This window comes from Streptomyces sp. PR69, from assembly GCF_026420845.1.
GTDB lineage: Bacteria > Actinomycetota > Actinomycetes > Streptomycetales > Streptomycetaceae > Streptomyces.
This window is the reverse complement of the sequence record NZ_JAOWCB010000016.1, coordinates 88,040-102,516: the sequence shown is the minus strand read 5'-3', so window position 1 is coordinate 102,516 and position 14,477 is coordinate 88,040. Positions and strand designations below refer to the sequence as shown.

Below are 14,477 nucleotides of genomic sequence, written 5' to 3'. Positions count from 1 at the left end.
AGAATTACCCAGAATTACTCAGAATCACTCCCAGAACCACTCAGAGCCGAACCAAGGAGAGACGTCGAGCGATGGCCGGTCCAGCGTTCCGCGCCGCCGCCGTACGGGTGCGCGTCCCCGCCACCAGCGCCAACCTCGGCCCGGGCTTCGACGCCCTGGGCCTGTCGCTGGGGCTGTACGACGACGTGGTCGTCCGGGTCGCCGACTCCGGCCTCCACATCGACATCGCGGGCGAGGGCGCCGGGACGCTGCCCCGCGATGAGAACCATCTGCTCGTACGCTCCCTGCGCACCGCGTTCGACCTGCTCGGCGGGCAGCCGCGCGGCCTGGAGGTCGTCTGCGCCAACCGCATCCCGCACGGACGCGGTCTCGGCTCGTCGTCCGCGGCCATCTGCGCCGGAATCGTCGCCGCCCGCGCGGTGACGATAGGGGGCGAGGCACGGCTCGACGACGCCGCGCTGCTGGAGCTGGCCACCGAGATCGAGGGACACCCCGACAATGTGGCCGCCTGTCTGCTCGGCGGCTTCACGCTCGCCTGGACGGACGCCGGCGCCGCGCGGGCCATCAGGATGGATCCCGCGGATTCCGTCGTTCCGGTGGTTTTCGTGCCCAGCAAGCCCCTCCTCACCGAGACCGCCCGCGGACTGCTGCCGCGCACCGTCCCGCATGTGGACGCCGCGGCCAACGCGGGCCGGGCGGCCCTGCTCGTCGAGGCGCTGACCAGACGCCCCGAGCTGCTGCTGCCCGCCACAGAGGACCGGCTCCACCAGGAGTACCGCGCCCCGGCCATGCCCGAGAGCGCCGCCCTGGTGGGCAGACTGCGCGCCGACGGGGTGCCCGCGGTCATCTCCGGCGCGGGCCCCACGGTGCTCGCGCTGGCCGAGGACGGTGTGGCCGACAAGGTCGCACGGCTGGCGGGCGAGGGATGGGCGGCCAACCGGCTCACCTTCGACGCCGCGGGAGCGAGTGTTCTGCCGCTTGCCCCATAGGGCCACGCAGTGACACGTGATTGCCGGTGATGGAGAGGGGGAATGTTTGTTGGAGCCGGTAGTGTTAACCTCAAGTCTGCAACCGTCGTCATCGCGACACGGTGCTGTGCGTCCCCTCTCGGGACCACCCTTCTTCCGGGAGCCTCCCCAACTGCCTGAGCAGCCTGCCTGAGCAGTTTCGAGCACGCTCCGGAACCGGCACGACACCCCTCGCTTCCCGCCGCAGGGCAGCGCAGCGGGACCTCGGGCCGGACCTTGCACGTATATCTCTTCCGCCGAAATCCCCGGCGGGACCACCGCCCCGACACGGTCTGCACCACCAAGGACCGCGGTCGGACAGCACAACCGGTCGCCGAGCCAGAAGGCCGACGTCCGCTCCAGGGAAGGACCCTTCGTGAGCGACACCACCGATCTGATGGGCGTGAGCGCCGACAACAATGTCGACAACTCCGCGCCCGCCGCAGGTGCTGCCTCCGGCACCACCTCACGGCGCCGCCGCTCCGGCACCGGCCTCGAGGGCATGGTCCTGGCCGAGCTGCAGCAGGTCGCGTCCGGCCTCGGCATCAGGGGCACGGCGCGGATGCGCAAGAGCCAGCTGATCGAGGTCATCAAGGAGGCGCAGGCAGCCGGAGGAGCCGCCGCGCCGAAGACCGCCGAGGCAGGCACGGGCGAGGCCCCGGCCAAGCCGAAGCGGCGCGCCACGTCCAAGGCGCGCACCGGCGAGGCCGCCGAGAAGGCCGCCGCCCCGGAGAAGGCCGAGAAGCCGGAGAAGGCAGAGAAGCCCGAGAAGGCCGGCAAGGCCGGGAAGGCCGAGACGCCCGAGCCCGCCGCCGCGGCCTCCGAGCGGGCCGAGAAGGCCGTCGCACAGCAGCAGATCGAGATCCCCGGTCAGCCGGCCAGCGACGACCAGCCGGCCGGCGAGCGCCGCCGTCGCCGGGCCACCGCACAGGCGGGCAGCCCGGAGGCCAAGGGCGAGCCGCGCGCCGAAGGCGGCGTGGACACCGCCGTCGACGTCAGGACGGACGTCCGCACCGAGACCAGGACCGAGGCGAAGGCCGCCACCCAGACGGAGACCAGGCCGGACACGCAGGCCGACACCGCCGGCGGCGGCCAGGAAGGCGGCGACGGCCGCCAGGGCCGTGGCGAGCGCGGCCAGCGCGACCGCCGGGGCCGCCGCGGCAAGGGCGACGACCAGCAGGGCGGCGGCCAGCAGGGCGGCGGCCAGGGCCGCCAGCAGCAGGGCGAAGGCCGCCAGGGCCGTCAGCAGGACGACTTCGACGAGGACGGCCAGGGCGGCCGCCGCGGCCGCCGCGGGCGCTACCGCGACCGCCGTGGCCGTCGCGGCCGCGACGACTTCGCCGGTGAGCCGCAGCTGTCCGAGGACGACGTCCTGATCCCCGTCGCGGGCATCCTGGACATCCTCGACAACTACGCCTTCATCCGGACCTCCGGCTATCTGCCCGGGCCGAACGACGTCTACGTCTCCCTCGCCCAGGTCCGCAAGAACGGCCTGCGCAAGGGCGACCATGTCACCGGAGCGGTCCGCCAGCCCAAGGAAGGCGAGCGCCGCGAGAAGTTCAACGCGCTCGTCCGCCTGGACTCCGTCAACGGCATGGCGCCCGAATCGGGCCGCGGCCGCCCGGAGTTCAACAAGCTGACCCCGCTCTACCCGCAGGACCGGCTCCGCCTGGAGACCGACCCCGGCGTGCTGACCACGCGGATCATCGACCTGGTGTCGCCGATCGGCAAGGGCCAGCGCGGTCTGATCGTGGCCCCGCCGAAGACCGGCAAGACCATGATCATGCAGTCGGTCGCCAATGCGATCACCCACAACAACCCCGAGTGCCATCTGATGGTCGTCCTCGTCGACGAGCGTCCGGAAGAGGTCACCGACATGCAGCGGTCGGTCAAGGGCGAGGTCATCTCCTCGACCTTCGACCGCCCGGCCGAAGACCACACCACCGTCGCCGAGCTGGCCATCGAGCGCGCCAAGCGCCTGGTGGAGCTGGGTCACGACGTGGTCGTCCTGCTGGACTCGATCACCCGCCTGGGCCGTGCGTACAACCTGGCGGCCCCCGCCTCCGGGCGCATCCTGTCCGGCGGTGTCGACTCGACCGCGCTCTACCCGCCCAAGCGCTTCTTCGGCGCCGCGCGCAACATCGAGGACGGCGGCTCGCTGACGATCCTCGCCACCGCGCTGGTCGACACCGGCTCGCGCATGGACGAGGTGATCTTCGAGGAGTTCAAGGGCACCGGCAACATGGAGCTCAAGCTCGACCGGAAGCTCGCCGACAAGCGCATCTTCCCGGCGGTGGACGTGGACGCGTCCGGCACCCGCAAGGAGGAGATCCTGCTCGGCGGCGAGGAGCTCGGCATCGTCTGGAAGCTGCGCCGGGTGCTGCACGCGCTCGACCAGCAGCAGGCGATCGAGCTGCTGCTCGACAAGATGAAGCAGACGAAGTCCAACGCGGAGTTCCTGCTGCAGATCCAGAAGACGACGCCGTCCGCCGGAAACGGCAACGACTGACGGCAGCCGTTCGTCGAAGCGCAAACGCCTCGCGCCCACCGCGTACGCGGTGGGCGCGAGGCGTTTCCCGGCCTCCCTGTCTTCCCCGGCTTGTTTCTCAGTGAGTTCTCACCTGCGCCGTGCAACCCTTCGCCCCGCTGCCCCGTCTGACTACGGCGGGGGGACGAAAGGGACGCAAGCCGCGCCAGCAGACGAGTCAGCGAGACGAACCGAGGAGACCATGGCCGACCAGACCAGCAGCGGAAGTCGAATACGCAGCCGCGGCAAACGCCGCAAGCCGCCCGGCAAAGGCCGCCGGGCGCTGACGCTCCTCGCCTGGTCCGCGGCCGGAATCGCCCTGATCGGCGGCTCCGGCCTCGGCTATGTCTACTTCACCCTCAATGACAACATCCACGGCGTCGACATCAACGCCGCCCTCGGCGGCGACCGCCCCGACGACGTCGACAACGGCTCCATGGACATCCTCGTCCTGGGCTCCGACTCACGCTCCGGCGCCAACTCCGCATATGGCGCGGACGAGGGCGGCGCACGCTCCGACACCGCGATGATCGTCCATGTCTACGAGGGCCATAAGAAGGCATCCGTCGTCTCCATTCCCCGCGACACCCTGGTCACCAGGCCCATGTGCACCGACGCCAAGGGCACAAGCGTCCCCGCCCAGCCGCGCGCCATGTTCAACACGGCGTACGAGGTCGGCGGCCCGGCCTGCGCCGTGAAGACCGTGGAGACCATGTCCGGCATCCGCATGGACCACTTCATCGAGGTCGACTTCACCGGCTTCAAGAAGCTCATCGACGAACTCGGCGGGGTGGAGGTCACCACCACCCGGCCGATCAAGGACGGCAAGAGCCATCTCGACCTCCAGCCGGGCGCCCACACCCTCGACGGGGAGCAGTCCCTCGGTCTCGTACGCACCCGCAAGAGCGTCGGCGACGGCAGCGACCTGGGACGAATACAGCTCCAGCAGGCGTTCATCAAAGCCCTCGTCGACCAGGTGAAGTCCGTCGGCGTCTTCACCAGCCCGAAGAAGCTCTTCGACCTCGCCGACACCGCCACCAAGGCCATCACGCCCGACTCGGAACTCGACTCGGTCGACGCGCTGACCGGCTTCGCCAGGTCCCTGGCCGGCCTCGGCGCGGACGACATCCAGATGATCACGCTGCCGGTGCAGTACGACACCGTCGACCCCAACCGCGTGGTGCCGCTGCTCACCGCCTCCCAGCAGGTCTGGACGGCCCTCAAGCAGGACAAGCCGATCCCCGCCTCCGTCACGAAGGACGCCGCGACCGGGCAGGCCGCGGACGTCGTCCAATGACCTCCGGTTAACCGGTGACCTCCGGGTAACCGGGCGATCGCACGGCGGAGCCGGAAACCCCGGCCCGCGCGGGCCGGAATAGACGGGGGCCGCCCCCGGTTTTGGTCAGATGCGGCCAGTACTGGCAGACTGGTACGTCGGCTCCGGTTCACGCACCCGCATCCCGCGCGTGCGACCCGGCGCCCTCCCGAATCTAGGAGACACCTTGAAGCGCGACATCCACCCCGAGTACGTCGAGACCCAGGTCAGCTGCACCTGCGGCGCGGCGTTCACCACCCGCAGCACGATCGAAGGCGGTTCCATCCGCGCCGAGGTCTGCTCCGAGTGCCACCCGTTCTACACGGGCAAGCAGAAGATCCTCGACACCGGTGGCCGTGTGGCCCGCTTCGAGGCCCGCTTCGGCAAGGCCGCCGGCTCCGCCAAGAAGTAGCGAGCCACTGCGCCGGTCTTCGGCTGCCCCTACGCGGGGCGGCCGGGACCGGCGTTTGGCGTCCTACAGCCCCTTTCGCGTCATCTAGTCGCGTCATCCCCATCAGGAGCCCCCGATGTTCGAGGCGGTCGAGGAACTGGTCGGCGAACACGCCGACCTCGAGAAGAAGCTCGCCGACCCTTCGGTCCACGCCGACCAGGCCAATGCGCGCAAGCTGAACAAGCGCTACGCCGAGCTGACCCCGATCGTGGCCGCGTACCGCTCCTGGAAGCAGACCGGGGACGACATCGGCACGGCGCGTGAACTGGCCGCCGAAGACCCGGACTTCGCCGACGAGGTCAAGGAGCTAGAAGCGCGCCGCGAGGAGCTGACCGAGAAGCTGCGGCTGCTGCTGGTGCCCCGCGACCCCAGCGACGACAAGGACGTCATCCTTGAGGTCAAGGCGGGCGCGGGCGGCGACGAGTCCGCGCTGTTCGCCGGCGATCTGCTGCGGATGTATCTGCGCTACGCGGAGCGCGCCGGCTGGAAGACCGAGATCATCGACGCCACCGAGTCCGAGCTGGGCGGCTACAAGGACGTCCAGGTCGCGGTGAAGAGCCGCGGCGCGGCCGCCGAGCCGGGCCAGGGCGTCTGGGCACGGCTGAAGTACGAGGGCGGGGTGCACCGCGTCCAGCGGGTGCCCGCCACCGAGTCCCAGGGCCGTATCCACACCTCCGCGGCCGGTGTGCTGGTCACCCCGGAAGCCGAGGAGGTCGACGTCGAGATCAACGCCAACGATCTGCGGATCGACGTCTACCGCTCCTCCGGGCCCGGCGGCCAGTCGGTCAACACCACCGACTCGGCGGTGCGCATCACCCATCTGCCGACCGGCGTCGTAGCCTCGTGCCAGAACGAGAAGAGCCAGCTCCAGAACAAGGAGCAGGCGCTGCGTATCCTGCGCTCCAGGCTGCTCGCCATGGCGCAGGAGGAGGCCGAGAAGGAGGCCGCCGACGCCCGCCGCAGCCAGGTGCGCACCGTGGACCGCTCCGAGAAGATCCGTACGTACAACTTCCCGGAGAACCGGATCTCGGACCACCGGGTCGGCTTCAAGGCGTACAACCTTGACCAGGTGCTCGACGGCGATCTGGATGCGGTCATCCAGGCTTGCGTCGACGCGGACGCCGCGGCGAAGCTCGCCGCCGCGCAGTGACGGGCAACGACGCGCGGTAACGCGCGGCAACACAAAGCGCTGCACAACGCGCCGCGCAACGCGCGACGAACAGCGCAGCACACAGCGCAACAAGCAGCGCAACGACTGGCACGTGCTGGAGGGAACAGCGTGAACCTGCTGCTCGCCGAGGTGGCCCAGGCCACCCAGCGGCTGGCCGACGCCGGCGTGCCCTCGCCGCGTTTCGACGCGGAGGAGCTCGCCGCGTTTGTGCACGGTGTGAAGCGGGGAGAGCTGCACGCCGTCAAGGACGCGGACTTCGACGCCCGCTACTGGGAGGCCGTCGCCCGCCGTGAGGCCCGTGAGCCCCTCCAGCACATCACCGGCCGCGCCTTCTTCCGCTATCTGGAACTCCAGGTCGGCCCCGGGGTCTTCGTACCGCGCCCCGAGACCGAGTCCGTCGTCGACTGGGCCATACAGGCCGTCCGCGCCATGGACGTCGTCGAACCGCTGATCGTCGACCTCTGCACCGGCTCCGGCGCGATCGCGCTCGCCATGGCGCAGGAAGTGCCCCGCTCGCGCGTACACGCCGTGGAGCTGTCCGAGGACGCGCTGAAGTGGGCCCGCAAGAACGCCGAGGGCTCCCGCGTCACCGTCCACCAGGGCGACGCCCTGGCCGCGCTGCCCGAGCTGGACGGCCAGGTCGACCTCGTCATCTCCAATCCGCCGTACATTCCGCTCACCGAGTGGGAGTATGTCGCCCCCGAGGCACGGGACCACGACCCCCAGATGGCGCTGTTCTCCGGAGAGGACGGTCTCGACGTCATCCGGGGCCTGGAGCGCACCGCCCACCGGCTGCTGCGCCCGGGCGGCCTGGTGGTCGTCGAGCACGCGGACACCCAGGGCGGCCAGGTGCCGTGGATCTTCAACGAGGAGAGCGGCTGGGCGGATGCGGCGGACCACCCGGACCTGAACAACCGCCCGCGGTTCGCCACGGCCCGCAAGGCGATGCCGTGACGTCCCCCGTTCTTCTGCTGACTGCAATGACCGATGCGAACGACATGAGGAGGGCCGGCTGATGGCTCGGCGATACGACTGCAACGACGCGACCGACCGCGCCACCGGCCTGCGCGAGGCGGCGTCGGCCGTACGGCGCGGCGAACTGGTCGTGCTGCCCACCGACACCGTGTACGGGATCGGCGCGGACGCCTTCAGCTCCGAGGCCGTGGCCGATCTGCTGGACGCCAAGGGCCGGGGCCGCAATATGCCCACCCCCGTGCTGATCGGCTCGCCGAACACCCTGCACGGGCTGGTCACCGACTTCTCCGAGCAGGCGTGGGAGCTGGTCGACGCCTTCTGGCCCGGTGCGCTGACACTGGTCGCCCGGCACCAGCCGTCCCTCCAGTGGGACCTCGGCGACACCCGCGGCACCGTGGCCATCCGCATGCCGCTGCACCCGGTCGCCATCGAACTGCTCACCGAGGTCGGCCCGATGGCCGTCTCCTCCGCGAATCTGACCGGGCACCCGGCCCCTGAGGACTGCGACGCGGCCCAGGAGATGCTCGGCGACTCCGTGTCCGTGTACCTCGACGGAGGGCCGACGCCCGGCATCGTGCCGTCCTCGATCGTCGATGTGACCGGGGACGTCCCGGTGCTGCTGCGCGAGGGCGCGCTGACCCCGGAGGAGCTGCGCAAGGTCGTACCCGACCTCGAGGTGGCGAATTGACCGCCCCTGAGGGGCGTGGCATAGGTGCGGCGGTCGCCACGGGCGACACGTTCAGAATCCTCCACGTCAGCACCGGCAATGTATGCCGCTCGCCGATCACCGAGCGGCTGACCCGGCATGCCCTGAGCAACCGCCTGGGCGACCCCCTGGCCGGCGGCCTGATCGTGGAGAGCGCGGGCACCTGGGGGCACGAGGGGGCCCCGATGGAGGCCAACGCGGAGATCGTGCTCGCGGACTTCGGTGCGGACGCGAGCGGCTTCACGGGGCGGGAGCTGCTGGACGAGCATGTGATCCGCGCGGATCTCGTCCTCACCGCGACGCGGGACCACCGGGCGCAGGTCATCTCCATGGGGCACTCCGCGGGACTGCGCACCTTCACGCTGAAGGAGTTCACCCGGCTGGTCCGGGCCATAGACCCCGCCACCCTGCCCGACCCCGGCGACGGCGTCGTGCAGCGCGCCCGCGCCCTGGTGCAGGCCGCGGCGGCGCTGCGGGGGTGGCTGCTGGCGCCGAACCCTGACGCGGACGAGGTGCACGATCCGTACGGTGCGCCGATCACGTTCTTCCGCTCGATCGGCGACGAGATCCAGCAGGCGCTGGACCCGGTGGTGACGGCGCTGACGGGGGTCGCGGAGCGCGGCTGACCCTTTCCGGGGGCTCCGCCCCCGCACCCCCGCGCCTCAATCGCCGGCGGGGCTGGTTTCTGGTCCCCGCGCCTCAATCGCCGGCGGGGCTGGTTTCTGGTCCCCGCGCCTCAATCGCCGGCAGGGATGGAGTCTGGTCCCCGCGCCTTGAGCGCCGGCGGGGATGGAGTCTGGCGCAGCCAAATCGAGCCCGTACGGGGCTTCTCCTGGGGGCACCTCCGTTGGGGGTCCCCCGGACGGAGTCTGGGGGTTTGAGGACACGGCCGAAGGCCGTACGGGGGGCGCGGGGCGGCAGCCCCGCAGGCTCCTCCCCCCGGAGGGTGGTCTGGGGGTGGAGCCCCAGTTGCGGGAAGGGGCGGGGAGGGGAAGACACACCCCGCCGACACCAGGCGGCCCCCGCCCCCCTCGGCCTACATTGGAGAGGCCGGAACCGCACCGTCCACGCCGGGAGCCCCCCATGCCGGTGACCGCCGCGGCGACCGCCGCATCCGCCGCCCACGCCCCCGCTCCCGCGGACTTCGAGGCGCTGCGCAGGCAGGACCCGCAGATCGGTGAGGTGATCGTGGGGGAGACGGCCCGGCAGGCGGAAGGGCTGCAGCTCATCGCCGCGGAGAACTTCACCTCGCCGGCCGTGCTGGCGGCGCTCGGCTCGCCGCTGGCGAACAAGTACGCGGAGGGGTATCCGGGCGCCCGTCACCACGGCGGCTGTGAGCTGGTCGACGCGGCCGAGCGGATCGCCGTGGAGCGGGCCGCGGGCCTCTTCGGGGCCGAGCATGCGAATGTGCAACCGCACTCCGGCTCCTCCGCCGTGCTCGCGGCCTACGCTGCCCTGCTGCGGCCCGGCGACACCGTGCTCGCCATGGGGCTGGCGTACGGCGGGCATCTCACTCATGGCTCGCCGTCCAACTTCTCCGGCCGCTGGTTCGACTTCGTCGGGTACGGCGTCGACGCCGAGACCGGTCTCATCGACTACGAGGAAGTCAACGCCCTGGCCCACCGCGACCGGCCCAAGGCGATCGTCTGCGGCTCGATCTCCTACCCCCGGCACCCCGACTACGCCGCCTTCCGGGAGATCGCGGACGAGGTGGGCGCCTGCCTGATCGCGGACGCGGCCCATCCCATGGGGCTGGTCGCGGGCGGCGCGGCCCCGAGCCCCGTCCCGTACGCGGACGTCGTCTGCGCGACCACGCACAAGGTGCTGCGCGGGCCGCGCGGCGGGATGATCCTGTGCGGGGCGGATCTCGCGGAGAGGATCGACCGGGCGGTTTTCCCCTTCACCCAGGGCGGCGCGCAGATGCACACGATCGCGGCGAAGGCCGTCGCCTTCGGGGAGGCGGCAACACCCGCGTTCACGGAGTACGCCCATCAGGTGGTCGCCAACGCGCGCGTGCTGGCCGACGCGCTCGCCGCGGAGGGCCTGGAGGTCCTGACCGGCGGTACGGACACCCATCTCGTCGTCGTCGACCCGGCCCCGCTCGGGGTGGACGGCAGAACGGCCCGCGGCCGGCTCGCCGCGGCGGGCCTGGTGCTCGACACCTGTGCCCTGCCGTACGGGGACGGAGGGCGCGGCATTCGCCTGGGCACGGCCGCCGTGACGACCCAGGGCATGCGGGAGACCGAAATGGCGCGTGTCGCCGCGCTGTTCGCCGCGGCCGTCAGGGAGGGGAACGGAGAGGGCGGGGAGTCGATCAGAAGGGTGCGTACGGAGGTCCGCGAGCTGGCCGGTAGATTTCCCCCCTATCCGGGGTAGCCGGAGGCGGTGCAACCGGCTGCCCGGCTCCGGTTGTCCTCATCCATGGGGCGACCAGAGCTAGGGTGTGGGGCTGAGATGGCCAGCGATTCCTGTGGGGCAGCCCGTGCGTGATTACCTGCTGACACTGTGTGTCACGGCCGCGGTGACGTATCTGCTCACCGGGCCGGTGCGCAAGTTCGCCATCGCCACCGGCGCGATGCCGGAGATCCGCGCGCGGGACGTGCACCGGGAGCCCACGCCCCGGCTCGGCGGGATCGCCATGTTCTTCGGCCTGTGCGCGGGGCTGCTCGTCGCAGACCATCTGCAGAACCTCAACGGCGTCTTCGAGCTGTCCAACGAGCCGCGTGCGCTGCTCTCCGGCGCGGCCCTGATCTGGATCATCGGCGTCCTCGACGACAAGTTCGAGATCGACGCGCTGATCAAGCTCGGCGGGCAGATGATCGCCGCGGGTGTGATGGTGATGCAGGGCCTCACGATCCTGTGGCTGCCGATCCCGGGCGTCGGCACGGTCTCGCTGACGCAGTGGCAGGGCACGCTGCTGACCGTGGCGCTGGTGGTCATCACCATCAACGCGGTGAACTTCGTGGACGGTCTGGACGGGCTGGCGGCCGGCATGGTCTGCATCGCCGCGGCGGCGTTCTTCCTCTACTCGTACCGGATCTGGTTCGGGTACATGATCGAGGCGGCCGCGCCCGCGACGCTGTTCACGGCGGTCCTGATGGGCATGTGCCTGGGCTTCCTGCCGCACAATATGCACCCCGCGCGGATCTTCATGGGCGACTCAGGCTCGATGCTGATCGGCCTGGTGCTGGCGGCGGCCGCGATCTCGGTGACGGGACAGGTGGACCCGGACGCCCTGAAGATCTTCGAGGGCGGCACCCGCGAGGCCACGCACGCGGCGCTGCCGGTCTTCATTCCGCTGCTGCTGCCGCTGACCATCATCGCGATCCCGGTGGCCGACCTGGTGCTGGCGATCGTGCGCCGCACCTGGAAGGGTCAGTCGCCGTTCGCCGCGGACCGCGGCCATCTGCACCACCGGCTGCTGGAGATCGGCCACTCGCACAGCCGGGCCGTTCTGATCATGTACTTCTGGTCGGCGCTGATCGCCTTCGGCGTCGTGGCGTACTCGGTCCACTCGGCGTCGATGTGGATCGTCCTGCTCGTCGTCGCCCTGAGCGCGGTGGGCCTGGTCCTGCTGCTCCTGCCGCGCTTCACCCCGCGCGCCCCGCGCTGGGCGGAGTCCTTCGTCCCGCCCCGCTACCGCCGCCGGGCCCTTGCCCCGCAGCCTGCGGCCTCGCTCCCGCACGAGCCCTCGGCCGGCGCGGCCCAGGGCGCTCAGGATGTCCAGGACGCCCAGGAGGACGACGGGGAACGCGTCCCGGTGGCCGTCGGCGTCTCGGGCGTCAACGGAGCGACGGCCATCGGCCCCCGTTCGCGCTTTACGACCAGCAACGTGAGGAAGTAGGCACGTCGGCTCGCGCCGTCAACGCAAGAGTCGTTCGGCCGCCTTGCCGATGGCGGCCGAACGACTCAGTTCGTCAGATGTCAGCAGCTGACGACGCTGCGCGGGTAATCGATGCCGAAGTGACCGGTCTCGAAGTGCCACTTCTTCGTGGCCCCCGCGTTGATGGTGGAGCAGGGGGTGTCACGCCCCCGTGCGATGTCCACCCGCTTCTTCACCGCCTTGCTGCTGCAGTTGCGGTAGTAGATGTCCCACTTCTTGTTGGGGAAGACCCCGCCCCCGTTGGGCAGACGCTTGATCGTGGTCCCGCAGGAGACAGCCGTCGCGGACGAGGGAGCTGCTGCCGCAGGTGTTGCGGTGGCGGCGAGCATCCCTCCGGCCAGCAAAGTGGCTGCAGTCGTGACGCTTAAGAACGCTGAACGCTTCCTAGCCATCTGTGCTCCTTGTGGTTGGTCAGACCGAATTTGCACCAAGCAACGGTGGTTGACGGTGTCGAACGCCAGTTCCCTTGCTGATGCTCATGGTGATCCTGCGATGCCTGGGAGAGGTGCGTCAACCGAACAGTGGCCGAGCGGACACTCGGAGCGACGCATTCCAGGTAGGCGGACGTCCTGTGTGAGCTGGCGATTCCCTGGACATCGTGCGGTCGGTCTCGGGTGCATGGATTGGCTTGATCGAAACAACTGCATGGCTAGGTGTCGCTCGTTCGGGTTCGAGGAGGGGGGTGAACCGGGCCAATAGCAGAGATTTTGCTCGCGGCGCTGCAAGTTTGTGCATGCTCACTCTCATGTGTGACAGTCGGCACACCCAGTGGGTAAAGACCTCATCAAATAGTTTGTGATACCGTTCACGAGAACCGGAGACAGCGCCGAAGGACCGTAGTGCGACGGTCCACTGGCCCCGAGATCTGCCTCGGACCGGATCTACGCTCGTCCATGACGACACCACTGCCCCCACCAGTAAGCGGAGCTGCCGCCATGCCGACGTCCCAAGACGCCCGGACTCTCCTGCACACCGTTCTACCCACCGCTGCCGTCGGCGCGGTCGCAGCCGTCGTCGGCGGGGTGGTCGCGGGGGGCAAGGGAGCGCTCGGAGCGGTCGTCGGGGCGCTGGTGGTCATCGTCTTCATGGGGATCGGGCTCGTCGTCCTCCAGCGGACCGCCAAGAGCTTCCCCCAGTTGTTCCAGGCGATGGGGCTGATGCTCTACACGACACAGCTTCTGCTGCTGTTCGTCTTCGTCGCCGTCTTCAAGGACACGACCCTCTTCGATCCCAAGGTCTTTGCCGCAACGATCGTCGCTGCGACGCTCGCCTGGGTGGCGGCCCAGGCCCGTGCCTATATGAAGGCCAAGATTCTCTACGTCGAACCCGAACCCTCCGCGCCTCCTGCCGGTGAGAAGACGGGCCTGTCGTCGTGACAGGTAGGGCCGGGATAAGTGCTCGTTCGAGATCCTGCTATCGTCCGGTGCCAACTGCGGCACTGCGGGCGCGGGCATCTGAGCTGACGCCTGTTCGATCGCGAGGCCTCGATGCCTGATCGCCGCTCCCACATCCGAAACACCAGTCCGGTGCCGACTCGCGGCTGTGCGCCGCGCCGACAAACCGAGGTTGCCGAACCCATGCGTCACGCCGAAGGAGCCCGCGGTGAGTGCTGAACAGACCACGCTCGCCTTTGACTGGAGCTGCCGCATCATGGCCGACAACGGCTGTGGCTTTCCGGCGCCGGGCTTGCATTCCTTCCTCTTCCAGCCCCTCTTCACCGTCGGCGGGTACGAGTTCAACAAGGTGATGCTGCTTGCGCTGATCACCTCCGTCCTTGTGGTCGCCTTCTTCTGGGCGGCATTCGGCAAGGCGAAGGTTGTTCCCGGCAAGCTGCAGATGATCGGCGAGGCCGGTTACGACTTTGTGCGCCGCGGGATTGTCTACGAGACCATCGGAAAGCGTGAGGGCGAGAAGTACGTCCCGCTCATGGTCTCCATCTTCTTCTTCGTCTGGATCATGAACATCTGGTCCGTGATCCCGCTGGCCCAGTTCCCCGTCTCCTCGATCATCGCGTACCCGATGATCCTGGCGCTCATCGTCTATGTGATCTGGGTGTCGCTTACCTTCAAGCGCCACGGCTTCGTCGGCGGACTCAAGAACATCACCGGTTACGACAAGAGTCTTGGCCCGGTTCTTCCGCTTGTCGTGGTCATCGAGTTCTTCTCGAACCTGCTGGTCCGCCCCTTCACCCACGCGGTGCGACTCTTCGCCAATATGTTCGCCGGTCACCTGATGCTGGTGATGTTCACCGTCGCCTCCTGGTACCTGCTGAACAGCTACATGATCCCGGCCGCCGGCGTCTCGTTCGCCATGACGATCGGCATGATCGGATTCGAGCTCTTCGTCCAGGCCGTGCAGGCGTACGTCTTCGTCCTGCTGGCCTGCTCCTACATTCAGGGTGCTCTCGCCGAGCACCACTGAGCACTCTCCCCGCAAATCCCC

The 14,477-nt window shown here is 69.6% G+C and carries 13 protein-coding genes; 12 read left to right on the top strand and 1 reads right to left on the bottom strand.

Going from position 1 to position 14,477, the window contains the following annotated elements; translation table 11 throughout:
- Positions 1-71: 71 nt before the first annotated feature.
- The 10 genes from thrB to OF819_RS17620 all read left to right on the top strand — a co-directional run bounded on the left by thrB (position 72) and on the right by OF819_RS17620 (position 11,996).
- Complete coding sequence (thrB, locus tag OF819_RS17665) at positions 72-989, top strand: homoserine kinase (protein WP_267244521.1); 918 nt, start codon at positions 72-74, stop codon at positions 987-989.
- A gap of 394 nt (positions 990-1,383) precedes the next feature.
- Positions 1,384-3,516, top strand: a complete 2,133-nt coding sequence (gene rho, locus OF819_RS17660) for a transcription termination factor Rho (RefSeq protein WP_267244520.1) — start codon at positions 1,384-1,386, stop codon at positions 3,514-3,516.
- A gap of 220 nt (positions 3,517-3,736) precedes the next feature.
- Positions 3,737-4,831, top strand: coding sequence for an LCP family protein (locus OF819_RS17655; RefSeq protein ID WP_267244519.1), 1,095 nt, complete (start codon positions 3,737-3,739; stop codon positions 4,829-4,831).
- A gap of 205 nt (positions 4,832-5,036) precedes the next feature.
- Positions 5,037-5,261, top strand: coding sequence for a 50S ribosomal protein L31 (gene rpmE / locus OF819_RS17650; protein WP_267244518.1), 225 nt, complete (start codon positions 5,037-5,039; stop codon positions 5,259-5,261).
- 115 nt (positions 5,262-5,376) lie between these two features.
- Complete coding sequence (gene prfA / locus OF819_RS17645; RefSeq protein ID WP_267244517.1) at positions 5,377-6,450, top strand: peptide chain release factor 1; 1,074 nt, start codon at positions 5,377-5,379, stop codon at positions 6,448-6,450.
- Between the two features lie 129 nt (positions 6,451-6,579).
- Positions 6,580-7,425: a peptide chain release factor N(5)-glutamine methyltransferase gene (gene prmC, locus OF819_RS17640; protein WP_267244516.1), complete on the top strand. Its 846-nt coding sequence runs from the start codon at positions 6,580-6,582 to the stop codon at positions 7,423-7,425.
- A gap of 61 nt (positions 7,426-7,486) precedes the next feature.
- Positions 7,487-8,134 (top strand): L-threonylcarbamoyladenylate synthase, encoded by a 648-nt coding sequence (locus tag OF819_RS17635; RefSeq protein WP_267244515.1) that lies wholly within the window; start codon positions 7,487-7,489, stop codon positions 8,132-8,134.
- Positions 8,131-8,778, top strand: coding sequence for a protein-tyrosine-phosphatase (locus OF819_RS17630; protein WP_267244514.1), 648 nt, complete (start codon positions 8,131-8,133; stop codon positions 8,776-8,778). Before OF819_RS17635 ends, OF819_RS17630 begins: the two co-directional genes overlap by 4 nt.
- Before the next feature lie 457 nt (positions 8,779-9,235).
- Complete coding sequence (gene glyA / locus OF819_RS17625; RefSeq protein WP_267244513.1) at positions 9,236-10,528, top strand: serine hydroxymethyltransferase; 1,293 nt, start codon at positions 9,236-9,238, stop codon at positions 10,526-10,528.
- Between the two features lie 94 nt (positions 10,529-10,622).
- Positions 10,623-11,996 (top strand): MraY family glycosyltransferase, encoded by a 1,374-nt coding sequence (locus OF819_RS17620; RefSeq protein WP_267244512.1) that lies wholly within the window; start codon positions 10,623-10,625, stop codon positions 11,994-11,996.
- An 80-nt stretch (positions 11,997-12,076) separates the two neighbouring features.
- On the opposite strand, the gene OF819_RS17615 is transcribed toward OF819_RS17620, so the two are convergent.
- Positions 12,077-12,364, bottom strand: a complete 288-nt coding sequence (locus tag OF819_RS17615; protein ID WP_267244511.1) for a hypothetical protein — start codon at positions 12,362-12,364, stop codon at positions 12,077-12,079.
- Between the two features lie 606 nt (positions 12,365-12,970).
- Between OF819_RS17615 and OF819_RS17610 the strand changes: the two genes are divergently transcribed.
- Together OF819_RS17610 and atpB are read left to right on the top strand one after the other, a co-directional pair.
- Positions 12,971-13,411 carry a hypothetical protein gene (locus tag OF819_RS17610; protein ID WP_267244510.1) on the top strand — a complete coding sequence of 147 codons (441 nt, stop codon included), beginning with the start codon at positions 12,971-12,973 and terminating at the stop codon, positions 13,409-13,411.
- Between the two features lie 274 nt (positions 13,412-13,685).
- Positions 13,686-14,456, top strand: coding sequence for a F0F1 ATP synthase subunit A (gene atpB, locus OF819_RS17605; RefSeq protein WP_267244549.1), 771 nt, complete (start codon positions 13,686-13,688; stop codon positions 14,454-14,456).
- Positions 14,457-14,477 lie beyond the last annotated feature (21 nt).

Excerpts from the sequence above, each read along its gene's own strand:
- thrB (WP_267244521.1), top strand. The coding sequence starts at position 72 with ATGGCCGGTCCAGCGTTCCGCGCCGCCGCCGTACGGGTGCGCGTCCCC.
- OF819_RS17655 (WP_267244519.1), top strand. The coding sequence starts at position 3,737 with ATGGCCGACCAGACCAGCAGCGGAAGTCGAATACGCAGCCGCGGCAAA.
- prfA (WP_267244517.1), top strand. The coding sequence starts at position 5,377 with ATGTTCGAGGCGGTCGAGGAACTGGTCGGCGAACACGCCGACCTCGAG.
- OF819_RS17635 (WP_267244515.1), top strand. The coding sequence starts at position 7,487 with ATGGCTCGGCGATACGACTGCAACGACGCGACCGACCGCGCCACCGGC.
- glyA (WP_267244513.1), top strand. The coding sequence starts at position 9,236 with ATGCCGGTGACCGCCGCGGCGACCGCCGCATCCGCCGCCCACGCCCCC.
- OF819_RS17615 (WP_267244511.1), bottom strand. The coding sequence starts at position 12,364 with ATGCTCGCCGCCACCGCAACACCTGCGGCAGCAGCTCCCTCGTCCGCG.
- OF819_RS17610 (WP_267244510.1), top strand. The coding sequence starts at position 12,971 with ATGCCGACGTCCCAAGACGCCCGGACTCTCCTGCACACCGTTCTACCC.
- atpB (WP_267244549.1), top strand. The coding sequence starts at position 13,686 with ATGGCCGACAACGGCTGTGGCTTTCCGGCGCCGGGCTTGCATTCCTTC.